General features: G+C 61.2%; 12 protein-coding genes. 4 read left to right on the forward strand and 8 right to left on the reverse strand.

Translation table 11 applies throughout. The features are described 5' to 3' along the window. Positions 1–256 precede the first annotated feature (256 nt). The 3 genes from M5B96_RS11745 to M5B96_RS11755 all read left to right on the forward strand — a co-directional run bounded on the left by M5B96_RS11745 (position 257) and on the right by M5B96_RS11755 (position 1,533). Positions 257–712 (forward strand): YkvA family protein, encoded by a 456-nt coding sequence (locus M5B96_RS11745; RefSeq protein ID WP_248796864.1) that lies wholly within the window; start codon positions 257–259, stop codon positions 710–712. A 111-nt stretch (positions 713–823) separates the two neighbouring features. Then, positions 824–1,165 carry a helix-turn-helix domain-containing protein gene (locus M5B96_RS11750; protein ID WP_248796865.1) on the forward strand — a complete coding sequence of 114 codons (342 nt, stop codon included), beginning with the start codon at positions 824–826 and terminating at the stop codon, positions 1,163–1,165. Next, positions 1,162–1,533, forward strand: coding sequence for a hypothetical protein (locus tag M5B96_RS11755; RefSeq protein WP_040065236.1), 372 nt, complete (start codon positions 1,162–1,164; stop codon positions 1,531–1,533). Before M5B96_RS11750 ends, M5B96_RS11755 begins: the two co-directional genes overlap by 4 nt. A gap of 193 nt (positions 1,534–1,726) precedes the next feature. On the opposite strand, the gene M5B96_RS11760 is transcribed toward M5B96_RS11755, so the two are convergent. Further along, positions 1,727–3,529, reverse strand: a complete 1,803-nt coding sequence (locus M5B96_RS11760) for a bifunctional diguanylate cyclase/phosphodiesterase (protein ID WP_248796866.1) — start codon at positions 3,527–3,529, stop codon at positions 1,727–1,729. A 136-nt stretch (positions 3,530–3,665) separates the two neighbouring features. Then, positions 3,666–5,750 (reverse strand): carboxy terminal-processing peptidase, encoded by a 2,085-nt coding sequence (locus M5B96_RS11765; protein WP_248796867.1) that lies wholly within the window; start codon positions 5,748–5,750, stop codon positions 3,666–3,668. 182 nt (positions 5,751–5,932) lie between these two features. Between M5B96_RS11765 and M5B96_RS11770 the strand changes: the two genes are divergently transcribed. Beyond that, positions 5,933–6,895 (forward strand): NAD(P)H-quinone oxidoreductase, encoded by a 963-nt coding sequence (locus M5B96_RS11770; RefSeq protein ID WP_248796868.1) that lies wholly within the window; start codon positions 5,933–5,935, stop codon positions 6,893–6,895. Positions 6,896–7,064: 169 nt separating this feature from the next. Here M5B96_RS11770 and M5B96_RS11775 read toward each other — a convergent pair whose 3' ends face one another. The 6 genes from M5B96_RS11775 to M5B96_RS11800 all read right to left on the reverse strand — a co-directional run bounded on the left by M5B96_RS11775 (position 7,065) and on the right by M5B96_RS11800 (position 12,376). After that, positions 7,065–7,718, reverse strand: a complete 654-nt coding sequence (locus M5B96_RS11775; RefSeq protein ID WP_248796869.1) for an HAD family hydrolase — start codon at positions 7,716–7,718, stop codon at positions 7,065–7,067. Between the two features lie 34 nt (positions 7,719–7,752). Further along, positions 7,753–8,742 carry an ABC transporter ATP-binding protein gene (locus tag M5B96_RS11780; protein WP_248796870.1) on the reverse strand — a complete coding sequence of 330 codons (990 nt, stop codon included), beginning with the start codon at positions 8,740–8,742 and terminating at the stop codon, positions 7,753–7,755. After that, positions 8,739–9,539, reverse strand: coding sequence for an ABC transporter permease (locus tag M5B96_RS11785; protein ID WP_248796871.1), 801 nt, complete (start codon positions 9,537–9,539; stop codon positions 8,739–8,741). Before M5B96_RS11785 ends, M5B96_RS11780 begins: the two co-directional genes overlap by 4 nt. After that, positions 9,526–10,371, reverse strand: coding sequence for an ABC transporter permease (locus tag M5B96_RS11790; protein ID WP_248796872.1), 846 nt, complete (start codon positions 10,369–10,371; stop codon positions 9,526–9,528). The genes M5B96_RS11785 and M5B96_RS11790 overlap by 14 nt, the downstream gene beginning before the upstream one ends. Beyond that, a complete protein-coding gene (locus M5B96_RS11795) occupies positions 10,368–11,174 on the reverse strand; it encodes an alkaline phosphatase family protein (protein WP_248796873.1) in 807 nt (268 codons plus the stop codon). The genes M5B96_RS11790 and M5B96_RS11795 overlap by 4 nt, the downstream gene beginning before the upstream one ends. 134 nt (positions 11,175–11,308) lie before the next feature. Further along, the gene (locus M5B96_RS11800; protein ID WP_248796874.1) at positions 11,309–12,376 is read right to left on the reverse strand and encodes an ABC transporter substrate-binding protein; all 1,068 of its coding nucleotides are present in this window, start codon (positions 12,374–12,376) and stop codon (positions 11,309–11,311) included. Positions 12,377–12,641 lie beyond the last annotated feature (265 nt).

A 12,641-nucleotide genomic window follows, 5' to 3' on the forward strand; every position in this document is an offset into this window, starting at 1 on the left:
TGTCGTTTCTGAGTGTTGCAGGCTGTAAGAAAACGAACATCTGTAGGTCGGTATAGTCTTAATATTCAGCTAACCGGCCTAATCGTAGACTGATGCCAAGTCAATGAAATTATGGCTTTTTTTCAGTGAGTAAAAAACGCCCGATCTGAGCTGGGCCCTTGTAATGCGGGGCTTTCAGCGTCGAAAAGTGGCTCTGTTCACAAGGTTATCCACAATTTGTGTGGATAACCTGGCGTCGCTGTCGATTGGAGTGAAGATGAAAGCACCCTGGAATTTCGCGCGCTTCCTGCCCATGGCCCAACGGGTGTTGCTGCGCGGCCGTCTGCCCACCCTGTTGTTCGCCGTGGCGAGCAAGAGTGCGCATCAAGGTGGCCGGCTGGGCAAGCTCAAGGAAGACCTGAAGCTGTTGCAGGTCCTGTGCCTGGCCTACTGGCGCGGTGAGTATCGGGCCATCAGCGTCAAGTCGATGATCACCGTGGTGGCGGGCTTGATGTACTTCCTCAGCCCGATCGACGCGATCCCCGATTTTATCCCGGTGTTCGGCATGCTCGACGACATCGCGGTACTGGCCTGGGTGATGAACACCCTGGACCAGGAACTGACGGCTTTCCGCGCTTGGCTCGAACGCCAGGCGCCGGAGCAACTGCGGGCGATCGAGCATTTGCCGGATACACCCGAGCAATTGCAACTGGAACGTCACGAAAAGGACTGATGCCGATCCGTTCCCTTGAAGAACACACACTAGCGACCTTGGCGGCTGTTAAGATTAAGCTACAAGGAAAGCGCCGACTCGCTATGTGTAAAAGTCCTACGGGGTGTGGTGATGGATCTTCAAATAATTACACGTGACGGAGAACCGGAATATGCGGTTCTGCCCTGGGCCCAGTATCAAACGTTACTCCAGGCTGCCGGTTTGAGCAGCCAGCAAGCGCCTCAATCTCCTCCTGCCAGCCCGATGCCGCCGGTCGATGTCTTACCGGCGTTCGGGCAGTTGCGCAGCCTGCGCGAAGCCAAGGGCCTGGCGATCGAAACCCTGGCGCGCACGGTGGGCATCAGTCCTTCGTACCTGGGGTTGATCGAAAGCGGCGAGCGTGAGCCTGATGCTGCGATTCGTCGCAGCCTGGCCTGGGAATTGGGTGTGGCGGGATGGAGGGAAGCATCGTGAGCGTGCGCATCAGTCGTCAGCACTGGGATGGGCTGTTGGGTGAGCTTGACCAGGCGCGTCGCCAGCGGCATCTGTTGACCTATCGCGCTTTGCTGGAGCGTTTGCAGCTGCCCAGTCCGGCGATGCAAACCCTGACGGCGGCGCTGGAGCACCTGGCGGCCCTGGATGCCAAGGCCGAACAGCCGTTGCGCAGTTCACTGGTGATCAGCCAGGGCGCGAGTCGCTTGCCGCGCACGGGGTTCTTCGAGTGTGTCGAGCGTCTGGGGCGTTTTTCCGGCCCGTCCGACGGCGTGGCCGCGGCGTCCTGGCATGCTTCGGAAGTGGTGCGGGTGTTCGAGTACGATTACCCCGAGTCGGCCGAGGCCTGACCCTAAAGGTATTTGAGACGAGCACGGACCCCTGTGGCGAGCGGGCTTGCCCGCGCTGGGGGGGCGAAGCGCCCCTGAAACCTGCAAACGCGGTGTATCAGAAGTAACCGGGACTCTGGTTTTGCGACTGCTTCGCAGTCGAGCGCGGGCAAGCCCGCTCGCCACAAGGTGGAGCGCGTGAGCCGGAGGCGACTTAGGGCTTGGCCCAGGTCGGAGCAGTCTCCAGGTCAGCCGCCGCGGCGATGATCGTCTCACTGTCGATCACATGAATGCTGTAGCCCGGTACATTCTTCGCGTGATGCTTAGCCCGGGAGGCCAGCTCGGCCAACTGCGCGGCATCCAGCCGTGTGCAGGATTCGGGCTTCAAATGCACCACGCCGATGGACAGCGACAACAGCGGGAATTCCTGGCGCTGGCCCTGGCGGTTCGAAGCGATGAAGCAGCCGGCCTCCAGGTGCTCGGCGCGGTAGAAGCGCCGACACTGGTTCTGGAAGTCCTCCAGCAACTGATTCAGGCGCTTGCGCCAATCCTCCTCGCCCAGCACCAGCAGGAAGTCATCGCCGCCGATATGCCCGACGAAATCCCGGCTCGGGTCAATACGGTCGTTCAGGCACTGTGCCAGGCATAGCAACACTTCATCCCCGCGACCATAGCCGTAGATATCGTTGAACGGCTTGAAGCTGTCGATATCGACGTAGCAGATCACCGATTCGCGGGCCTGTTGCAGCAATCGCGTCAGGCATTGCTGGATCGGCACATTGCCCGGCAGCAGGGTCAGCGGATTGGCATAGCGGGCTTGCTGGATCTTCAGTTCGGTAATCAGTTTCAACACATCAATGACCCGGCCCAGGCCCAGGTACTGGCCGTTCTGGGTGATGATGAAATCTTCCTCGATCCGCTGCCGGGCGCGGCTGGTGAGCAAGCGGCTGACCTGCTGCAAGGACTGGCTCGATTCGACCGCCAGGAAGTCATCGCTCATCAGTCGGCTGATCGGCTTGCGGGCGAACAGCTCGGTAGCGAAAGGCTTGAGCAAGGCCTCCGAGAGCGAATGCCGGTGCACGATGCCACACGGGTGATTGTGCTCATCGAGCACCGCCAGCGAGTTGAGGTTGGCCTGGCGGCGGAAGGCTTCCAGCACATCCGCCGTCGCGGTCTTCAGGGCTACGGCCGGTTGTACGCTGAGCAGGGCGCTGAGGTCACCGGCCTCTTCGTTGAGGGCCAGCGAAGCGGCCTCGAGCTTGGGCAGCAGTGTGCGTGCTTCCTGTGGCGGCTGTTCCTGTGGCCGGCAGAGCAGGTAGCCCTGGACCAGATCGACGCCCATCTCGGTGAGCACCGCCAGTTCTTCCGGCAGCTCGATGCCTTCAGCGATCACCAGGGCCCGGGAAGCCTTGGCGATTTGCAGAATGGAGCCGACGAATTCGCGCTTGAGTCCGTCCTGGTGGATGCCGTCGATAAAGTGCCGGTCGATCTTCACATAGTCCGGGCGCAGCTCCGACCACAGGCGCAAGCTCGAATAGCCGGCCCCCAGATCATCCAGGGCAATGGAGAAGCCCATGGCGCGATAGTGGTGCAAGGCGTTTTGCAGCAGTTGGAAATCGTCGGTCGGGGTCTGCTCGGTGAGCTCGATCACCACATTGCTCGGGTCGATGCCGAAGTCCTGCAACAACTTCAGCGTGCGCCCGGGCTGGTGGGTCGGTTCGAGCAAGGATTCCGGCGAAACGTTGAGAAAGAGTTTGCCCGGCAGCTTCTGTTCGCTGAAGTGGCGGCAGGCACTGAGGCGGCAGAGCATTTCCAGCTCGCTGAGGCGGCCGGCCTGGCGGGCCACGGCGAACAGGTTGATGGGGGAGTGCAGCGGACTGTTGGACGGGCCCCGACTGAGCGCCTCATAGCCGACGATCCGTCGTTCGGAGAGCGAGATGATCGGTTGGAACAAGCTGTGCAGACCGTTCTGAGCCAGGATTGAACTCAGGGCGTTCAGCTGTTCGGTCATGGTCATGGCTGTCTCGGTCGATAAAAAAAGGACCGGGCCCGACTCTATTTACAAGAGCCATGCCCAGTCCTTTATTTCACGACAGAATGATGACTATTTGATGACGCTCCAAAGCGCCTTCACATTAAATTGCCAGCATCTTTCAATGTTTCGCCACCGCCGTGTTCAAACGCAGATAGTCCAGCAGGATACGCCCGGTCTCGCTCAGGTAGGCGTCGTCTTCCGGCTTGGTCTTCTTGTCCGGGTCTGGCGGCAAGGCGTCCTCGTCTTCCTTCTTCAGTTCCTTGAGCGGATCTTCGCCCTTGGCCTTGCGACGGGCGTTCTCCATGGCCAGTTGCTTGGCGTCGATATCGGTGCGCTGGGCACGCCGCTGGGCCTCGTTCAGGCTTACGGTTTTTTCCTTCATCAGCTTCTCGGCCAGGGCCAGCTTGTCGCGAATGAAGATGAACTCCGCATCCTTCGACGCCCGCGCCTCGTGATCAGACTTGAGCTGGGCCAGGAACGGCTTGAACGGGTCCATCGCCGGCCTGATCGAAGGCCGGATGGTGTCCCATGGCATGGCTTCCGGCAACGCGCTCTCGCCGATTTCCTTGGTGTCTATGATCGACGGGAAATCCACGTCCGGCAGCACGCCCTGGTGCTGGGTGCTCTGCCCGGACACCCGGTAGAACTTCGCCAAGGTCAGTTTCAGCTCGCCATGATTGAGCGGCTGGATGGTTTGCACGGTACCTTTGCCGAAGGTCTGGCCGCCGATGATCAAGGCACGGTGGTAGTCCTGCATGGCACCGGCGAAGATCTCCGAGGCCGAGGCGGACAAGCGGTTGACCAGCAGCGCCATCGGGCCTTTGTAGAAGGCGCCCGGGCTTTCGTCTTCGAGCACGTCGACCTTGCCTTCGGCGTTACGCACCAGCACGGTCGGGCCCTTGTCGATAAACAGGCTGGTCAGCTCGGTAGCTTCCTGCAGGGAACCGCCGCCATTGTTGCGCAGGTCGATGACCACGCCGTCGACGCCGTCCTTCTGCAACTCGCCGAGCAGTTTCTTCACGTCGCGGGTGGTGCTCTTGTAGTCCGGATCGCCGGCACGGAAGGCCTTGAAGTCGAGGTAGAAGGCCGGGATGTCGATCACCCCGAGCTTGTAGTCCTTGCCGTCCTGCTTGAGGTGCAGGATCGACTTGCTCGCGGCCTGGTCTTCCAGTTTCACCGATTCACGGGTGATGGAAACGATCTTGCTGGTCTGGTCGTTCGGTGCATTGCTGGCCGGAATCACTTCCAGGCGCACCACCGAGCCTTTCGGCCCGCGGATCAGCTTGACCACTTCGTCCAGGCGCCAGCCGATCACGTCGACCATCTCTTTGTCACCTTGGGCGACACCGACGATCTTGTCGGCCGGAGCGACCTGCTTGGTCTTGTCCGCCGGGCCCGACGGCACCAGGCGCACGACCTTGACCAGGTCATTGTCGCTCTGCAGCACGGCGCCGATGCCTTCGAGGGACAGGCTCATATTGATGTCGAAGTTTTCCGCGCTATCCGGAGACAGATAGTTGGTGTGCGGGTCGTAGGACATCGCAAAGGTATTGATGTAGGCCTGGAAGATATCTTCGGCGCGGGTCTGGTCGAGGCGCGTCAGCTGATTCTTGTAGCGCTTGACCAGCAGGTCCTGGATCGCCTTGGGATCCTTGCCGGCGATCTTCAGGCGCAGCACTTCGTCCTTGACGCGTTTGCGCCACAGGTCGTCGAGCTCGGCGGTGGTCTTCAGCCACGGGGCGTCCTTGCGATCGATCAGCAAGGTTTCCTGGGTGGTGAAATCCATCTTGTCGACGCCCTTGCTCAACTCGGCAAGGCTGAAGTCCAGACGCGCTTTGACCCGGTCCAGGTAGCGCTTGTAGATGGTGAACCCGGCATTCAGGTCGCCGCTCTTGAGGAAGTCGTCAAATTGGGTTTTCCATTTGTCGAATTCGGCGATGTCGCTGGCCAGGAAATAACTGCGCGACGGATCGAGCAGCTTGAGATAGCTCTCATAGATGATCACCGAGCGCGCGTCGTCCAGCGGCGGCTTGCTGTAGTGATTACGCTTGAGCAACTCGACGACGTTCAGGCTGGCAATCACCTCGTCATGGTCGGGCTGAAGATTGTCCCAGCTATTGGCTGCGAACGTATTGGCCGAAAACGTGGACATGCCAAGGCCAATGAAAAGAGCAAGTGCGGTGCTGGGGAACAGATGCTTCATGCTGATTCGACGCGGGGGCAATTGATAACGCATATTAGGCCGTCTTTAAAGTCGCCGGTTCCGTGGGACTGCGCACCAAAACCGCCCATTGCGCGTTTGGTACGACCCTCGGGCCGGTCGCATAATGCAAAAAGCCCGGCGCTACAGCTACGGGCTCAGTCCAGACTCACTATGGAGGCACTGTGAAAGCATTGCAAGGCGTTGAAGGTCAAGTGGAGTGGGTTGAAGAGCCGAGTCCGACCTGCGATGTGGGGCAGGTTCGGATTCGGGTGGCGGCGGCGGGACTCAATCGCGCCGATTTGTTGCAGAAGGCCGGGCTCTATCCGCCGCCGCCGGGGGCCAGCCAGGTGCTGGGCCTGGAGTGTTCCGGGGTGATCAGCGAAGTCGGGCCGGGGGCCTCCTGGCAGGTCGGCGACCGGGTTTGCGCGCTGCTGGCCGGTGGTGGCATGGCCGAGGAGGTGGTGGTCGACGGGCGGCATGTGCTGCCGGTGCCGGAAGGCTTGAGCCTGCTGGAAGCGGCCGCGCTGCCTGAGGTCTACGCCACCGCCTGGTTGAATCTGTTCCAGTTGGCCGGGCTCAAACCGGGTGAAAAAGTGCTCTTGCATGCCGGTGCCAGTGGCGTCGGTTCGGCGGCGATCCAGCTGTGCAAGGCCTTCGGCAACCCCTGCTGGGTGAGTGTCGGTTCGGCCGATCGGCTGGCCTATTGCGAGGCGCTGGGGGCCCAGGGTGGGGTGGTCCGCGGTGACGATATCGAGGGGTTGAGTGACTTCGGGCCCTTCGATGTGATCCTCGATCCGGTGGGCGCGAACTACGCCGCGCTGAACGTGAAACTTTTGTCAGCTGACGGACGGTGGGTGCTGATCGGCTTGATGGGCGGCCGGGAAACCCAGCTGGACCTGGCCAGGATCCTCGCCAAGCGCATCCAGTTGCTGGGCTCGACCCTGCGCAGCCGCGACGATCAGTTCAAGGCCGATCTGTTGCGTGACCTGGGTGAGCATGTCTGGCCATTGTTTGCCGAGAAGCGCTTGAGCCCGCAGTTGGCCAAGGTCTTCCCGATCAAGGATGCCGAGGCGGCGTTTGAAGCGCTGGCGAGTAATCAGGTGGCGGGGAAGCTGGTGCTGGCGATCGACGCGGCGCTGGGCTGAGCCGCTACCTTTCCCCAATGCGTATTGCCGTGGGAACTGGGCTTGATGGATATACTGTGGGAGCGGAGTTTGCCCGCGAAGCTTTTAGCGATCTTGCGGCCCTCTTCGCGGGCAAGCTCCGCTCCCACATAAGCTCCTTCCCACCCAGGCCTGCACTCACAAGGAGCGCCTATTTCCAGTGATGCACCGGCCAACCGGACTTTTCCGCCTGCTCGCGCAGCACCGGGTCCGGGTTGACCACATTCGGGCAGTCAACCTTGAGCAACAACGGCAGGTCGTTGCGTGAGTCCGAATAGAAACTCGCGCCTTCCAGATTCTCGCCTTCGGCATCCAGCCATTCCAGCAAGCGCACGATCTTGCCTTCGCGATAGGTGAGGGTGCCGACGGTATGGCCGGTGTAGACACCGTGCAGCACGTCGAGGTCGATGCCCAGTACTTCGTCGATGCCGACACGCTCGGCAATCGCCTTGACCAGGTGGATGCCGGACGCCGAGATCACCAGGATCCGGTCACCCGCCGCGCGGTGGGCGGCAATGACCTTGCACGCATCGCTGTAGATCAGCGGCTCGATCACATCCTCGACCCACGGCGCCACCAGGTGGGCGATTTCTTCCGGGGTGCGCCCGGCCATCGGTTCCAGGCTGAACAGCATGTAGTCTTCCATGGCCAGTTCGCCGCGGCTGTAGGCATCCATCAGCTCGTTGTTGCGCTGCATGAACGTCTCCGGGTCGACCCAGCCCAGGCGAACCATCTGCTCGCTCCAGAGCGTGGCGCAGTCGCCGTGGATCAGGGTGTCGTCCAGATCAAAAATTGCCAAGGCCATCAGTACCGCTCTCTCTTCAAACGCTCTAAGGACATCAGGCTACCTCACATAGCGCACTCGGATCGATAGACAGCGACAAACGCCGACCCTCGGGGTGCAGGTCGGCGGCCGAGCGGTTGAGCACGTCCACCACCAGTTCCACGCCGCGGGCCTCGACCCGATACCTGATAACGTTGCCCAGCAGGCTGTGACCGCGGATCAGCGCGTCCAGCTCGCCCTCGGCCCGCAGCTCGATGGCTTCCGGACGAATGGCAATGCGGCTGTTGATCGGTCGCTGCAACAGACGGCTGGCCGCGTCGGCATCGAGCAGGTTGTAGTTGCCGATAAAGCCGGCGGCAAACACGTCCACCGGCGCGGTGTAGAGCGATTCGGCATCGCCGCTCTGGACGATCTTGCCCTGGTTCATCAGGAAGATCCGGTCGCTCATGGTCAGGGCTTCTTCCTGGTCATGGGTGACGAAAATCGTGGTCAGGCCCAGTTCGCGCTGGATCGCCCGGATCTGTTCGCGCAGGTGTTTGCGAATCCGCGCATCCAGGGCCGACAGCGGCTCGTCGAGCAGCAACAAGCGCGGGCGGGTCACCAGCGAGCGGGCCAGGGCCACGCGCTGGCATTGGCCGCCGGAGAGTTGATGCGGGTAGCGCGCGGCAAAGTCGTGCAGTTCCACCAGCTTGAGGGCCTCGATGACGCGCTTGTGGCTGTCGTCGGCATTGACCTTCTGCATCTTCAGGCCAAAGGCGACGTTCTGCTCCACGGTCATGTTGGGGAACAGCGCGTAGCTCTGGAACACCATGCCGATCGCGCGTTTCTGCGGGCTCAGCGGGACGATGTCCTGGTCGTCGAGGAGGATCTTGCCGCTGTCCACCGGGGTCAGGCCGGCGATGCAGCGCAGCAGGGTGGATTTGCCGCAACCGGACGGGCCGAGCAGGGTGACGAATTCACCCTTGGCGATCTCGCAGTTGATGTCGCTGAACACCGTGGTGCCGGCGTAGGTTTTTTTCAGGTTCTGGACACTGATGAAGCTCATTGGCTTTTGTCCTTGTTCAAGCGGTTGGCAACCCAAGTGAGCACCAGCACGAAAAGAAAGTAGGAGATCACCAGGGCACTGGTGAAGTGGCCGCTGCTGTTGCGCATGTTGTTCAGGTACACCTGCAGGGTTTCATAGCGGGTACCCACCAGGATGTTGGCGAAGACGAATTCGCCGAACAGGAAGGAGAACGACAGCAGCAGCGCGACCATCAGGCCCTTGCGCAGGTTTGGCAGCACCACCAGGAACGCCGCCTGCCAGGTGCTGGCGCCGAGCAGATGGGCGGCGTCCATCAGGTCGCGCAGGTTGATCGCCTGCAGGTTGTTGGTGATCGCCCGGTACATGAACGGCAAGGCCACGGTGAAGTAGCAGCCGATCAGGATCCACGGCGTGCCGACCATGGCGAACGGTCCGGAACCGTAGAGCTGCAACAGGCCCACCGAGGACACCACCGGCGGCACCGCGAAGGGCAGCAGGATGAGGATGTTCATCAGCGCGTCGAGCCGGGGGAAGTGGTAGTGCACGACGAACAGCAGCGGCAGGATCAGCACCACCGACAACACCAGCGAGCCGACGCAGACGATCAGCGACTGGCCGAAGGCATTGAGAAAGCGTGGGTCGCTCCACAGTTGCAAGTACCACTTGAAGGTGAAGCCGGCGGGCAGGATGGTCGCCGACCAACTGCTGGCAATCGAGTAGACCAGGGTACCGGCCAGCGGCAGCAGCAGGATCAGGAACAACAGGTAGACCACCATGCGGTGGTACAGGGCGGCGGAGCCGGGTTCAGCGCGCGACATGGTAGCTCCTCTTCAACAGCCACTGGTGGATCAAGGTTACGAAGGTCATCAGGCCCACCAGGATCACCGCCAGCGCACTGGCCATGTTCGGATCGAGGCTGATGTCGCCGGAGACCATGGCGGCGATACGGATCGGCAACACGTTGAAGTTGCCGGTGGTCAGTGCATACACCGTGGCGTAGGCGCCGAGGGCGTTGGCCAGGAGGATCACGAAGGTGCCCAGCAGCGCCGGGGTCAGCACCGGCAGGCCGATATGCCGCCAGAACTGCCAGCCGTCGGCACCGAGCAGCGCGGCGGACTCGCGCCAGTCTTCACGCAGGGCGTCGAAGGCCGGGTAGAGCAGCAGCACGCCGAGGGGAATCTGGAAGTAGGTGTAGAGAATGATCAGCCCGGTTTTCGAGTACAGGTTGAAATCCTGAATGATCCCGGCCTGTTTCAGCATGATGGTGATGGTGCCGTTGAAGCCCAGCAGGATGATGAAGGCGAAGGCCAGCGGCACGCCGGCGAAGTTGCTGGTCATGTTGGCGAAAGCGTTGACGAAGTCGCGCAGGCGCGAGTCGACCCGGCGCAGCGAGTAGGCCCCGAGCACGGCGATGAGCATGCCGAACACGCTGGACCAGAAGCTGATTTCCAGGCTGTACTGGATCGCCTGCAGGTAGAACTTCGAGCTGAAGATCTTGCTGAAGTTGGCCAGGCCCCAGCCGTCGTCTTCCGATTGCAGGCTGTTGATCAGCACCCACACCAGCGGCGCGATCTCGAACACGATAAAGAACAGGGCAAAGGGCACCAGGCAGAGCACCGCCAGCCATTTGCCACGGGTGAGTGAATTCACTTCAACAGCTCCCGGCATACAGGTTTGTCATGGGGAACGCCGAGCAGTTCGCAGATCGTGCCGCAGAGCTGCGTTTGCCGGGGCGTGGCGTCGGGATTGAAACTGAAGGCAGCGCCGAGGACGAACAGCGGCACTTCGCGCTCTTCGGCCAGCAGGCCGTTGTGCGAGCGGTCGTTGTTCATGCCGTGGTCGGCGGTCACCAGCACCTGGTAACCGGCGTCGAGCCAGCCTTGCAGGTAGTCGGCGAGGATGATGTCGGCCGAACGCGCGCTGTTGCGGTATTGCGCGCTGTCGAGGCCGTGCTTGTGGCCGGCGTCGTCGATGTTCATCGGATGCACCAGCAGGAAGTTCGGCGCGTGTTGCAGGCGCAGGCTTTCGGCATCGGCGAACAGATGGGAATCGGGGTAGTGGTCGACCCAGTAGAAATGGCCGTGCTGGATCGCCAGCGCTTCATCCTGGGTATGCCGGTCACGGGCGGCGACGAAGGGCGTGCGGTTGTACAACTCGCTGACCCAGTGATAGGCCGCCGCCGCCGTGGTCAGGCCGGCGTCGCGGGCGTAATGGAACACGCTGCGCTGGTTGGACAGACGCGAGACGTGGTTGTGCACGATGCCGCTGCGGATCGGAGCCACACCGGTAAGAATACATTCGTAGAGCGGTCTTGAGAGCGAGGGCAACTCGCATTCCAGTTTGTACAGCGCCGCGCGTCCTGCGCCTGCGTAAGCCTGGAGATGGCCCATGGCATGGCGGGCGACCTCGTAATTCAGGCCATCGAGCACGACCAGGATAACGTTGTGCTGCATAAACCGGGTCTCCATCTGGGATAAAAGCCTAACGATCAGTCAAGCCGCTGTGGGAGCCGGATTTATCCGCGAAGCTTTTGGCGGCCTTGAGGACCCCTTCGCGGATGAATCCGGCTCCCACAGGGGAGATGGCGTTATTGCATGTTGATGATGACTTCTTCCTGCCACTTCTGTGGCAGCGCCTTGGAAGTCTTTTCCCAGGCATCGGCATCTTTGATCGGCGTGACTTTCTTGTACTGCTCGTTAGGCAGCAGCTTGGCTTTCACGTCTTCCGGCAGGGTCAGGTGCTCGGCACGGATCGGACGGGCGTTGCCACGCGCCAGGTTGGTCTGGCCGGCGTCACTGAAGATGTATTCACGCGCCAGCTTGGCCGCGTTCGGGTGCTTGGCGTATTTGTTGATGATGGTGGTATAGCCGGAGATCACCGAACCGTCCGCTGGGATCAGCACCACGTAGTCATCCGGGTTGGCCATCTTGGCTTTGTAGCTCAGACCGTTGAAGTCCCAGACCACACCCACTTCGACTTCACCCTTTTCCATGGTGGCGATGGTCGGGTTGGCGAGCGACAGGCGACCTTGCTTGGCGATCTCGGCAAACATCAGCAGCGCCGGCTGGACGTTCTTCTCGTCGCCGCCGTTGGCCAGGGCCGCGGCCAGTACGCCGTTGGCGGCCTGGGCCGCGGTGCTCACGTCACCGATGGAGACTTTGTATTTGCCGGTCTTGAGGTCAGCCCAGCTTTTCGGAGCGTCGGAGCCGTGCAGCAGCTTCTTGTTGACGATGAACGCGATGGTGCCGGTGTAGGCCAGGGCCCAGTTGCCGTCCTTGTCCTTTGCCCAGGCCGGGACCTGATCCCAGGTGCTTGGCTTGTACGGTTGGGTCACGCCCTGCTTGACCGCGATCGGGCCGAAGGCGGCACCGACGTCGCCGATGTCGGCGCTGGCGTTGTCTTTCTCGGCGGCGAACTTGGCCACTTCCTGGGCCGAGCTCATGTCGGTGTCGATGTGCTTGAGGCCGTACTTGTCGCTCAGGTCTTTCCAGGTGCCGGCCCAGTTCGCCCAGTCATCGGGCATGCCGACGCTGTTCACGGCGCCTTCTTGCTTGGCGGCGGTTTCCAGTGCTTTCAAATCGGTGCCAGCAGCCATGGCGGAGGTGCACAGGGCAATGCTCGAGCCTAACAGTGATGCCAGGAAAAGCTGTTTCATCCGAAGCTCCTTTGGGCGTTTTCAACGCGGCGATTTTTATCAGTGGTTTTTATAAAAAGTAACGCGGTGGTTTGGGTCGTTTGGTCTAGGTCAGCAATACCTGAGCCAATTTAAGCTTGCTGGATGACACTTTGATGTCGGCATCAGTCCTGCAAGGTTTTTTAGCGGTACTGCTGATAAGTCCAGAGTTAAGCGTAGACCATGGTTAACTATATGATATTTAAGGAATTGATCTTTGTGGAACGAACGTCCATGTGCACCGTTT

It is taken from the genome of Pseudomonas sp. MWU13-2105, assembly GCF_023242315.1.
In the GTDB taxonomy this organism is placed as follows: Bacteria; Pseudomonadota; Gammaproteobacteria; order Pseudomonadales; family Pseudomonadaceae; genus Aquipseudomonas.

Coding starts and splice junctions, on each gene's coding strand:
- M5B96_RS11785 (WP_248796871.1), bottom strand. CDS start 9,539: ATGTCGCGCGCTGAACCCGGCTCCGCCGCCCTGTACCACCGCATGGTG.
- M5B96_RS11780 (WP_248796870.1), bottom strand. CDS start 8,742: ATGAGCTTCATCAGTGTCCAGAACCTGAAAAAAACCTACGCCGGCACC.
- M5B96_RS11795 (WP_248796873.1), bottom strand. CDS start 11,174: ATGCAGCACAACGTTATCCTGGTCGTGCTCGATGGCCTGAATTACGAG.
- M5B96_RS11760 (WP_248796866.1), bottom strand. CDS start 3,529: ATGACCATGACCGAACAGCTGAACGCCCTGAGTTCAATCCTGGCTCAG.
- M5B96_RS11775 (WP_248796869.1), bottom strand. CDS start 7,718: ATGGCCTTGGCAATTTTTGATCTGGACGACACCCTGATCCACGGCGAC.
- M5B96_RS11745 (WP_248796864.1), top strand. CDS start 257: ATGAAAGCACCCTGGAATTTCGCGCGCTTCCTGCCCATGGCCCAACGG.
- M5B96_RS11750 (WP_248796865.1), top strand. CDS start 824: ATGGATCTTCAAATAATTACACGTGACGGAGAACCGGAATATGCGGTT.
- M5B96_RS11765 (WP_248796867.1), bottom strand. CDS start 5,750: ATGAAGCATCTGTTCCCCAGCACCGCACTTGCTCTTTTCATTGGCCTT.
- M5B96_RS11800 (WP_248796874.1), bottom strand. CDS start 12,376: ATGAAACAGCTTTTCCTGGCATCACTGTTAGGCTCGAGCATTGCCCTG.